Origin of the sequence: Staphylococcus sp. HMSC036D05, assembly GCF_001836225.1 — a bacterium.
Taxonomy (GTDB): domain Bacteria; phylum Bacillota; class Bacilli; order Staphylococcales; family Staphylococcaceae; genus Staphylococcus; species Staphylococcus caprae.
In genome coordinates this window covers 1-364 of record NZ_KV827784.1, presented here as the reverse complement: position 1 = coordinate 364, position 364 = coordinate 1, and the positions used below count along the sequence as shown (strand labels likewise).

Sequence of the window (364 nt, the reverse complement as noted above, 5' to 3'; positions counted from 1 at the left end):
CCAATACGTTGAATGAGCTCTTTCTCAACGATAGGACGGTAGTCGTTGTTATTCATCGCTTCTTGATAAGAAATATTGTCTTCTGATAGAAGTCTTGCGGATGTCTCTTCAACCTTTTCACTTAAGAAACGGTAAAAGATAAGTCCAAGTATGTAATTCTTAAATTCATTGGCGTCCATATTCCCACGTAAATCGTTCGCAATGGACCATAATTTCTTTTGTAGTTCTGCTTGTTGTTGACGTTGCTTCTCTGATGTAGTCAATGCACATTCCCTCCATTTAGTACTGAATCATTAAATAAATAGCTACCCACTTATTTTGTCTTTTATTTATAATTTTATAGCACAAAATAAAATAAGTTAAG

The 364-nt window shown here is 34.1% G+C and carries 1 protein-coding gene; it reads right to left on the bottom strand.

Annotated elements, in window-relative coordinates; all coding sequences use genetic code 11:
• A partial coding sequence (locus tag HMPREF2580_RS10690) for a type I restriction-modification system subunit M N-terminal domain-containing protein (RefSeq protein WP_141756897.1) occupies nt 1–263 on the bottom strand: 263 nt, incomplete at its 3' end.
• Between the last annotated feature and the right edge of the window lie 101 nt (nt 264–364).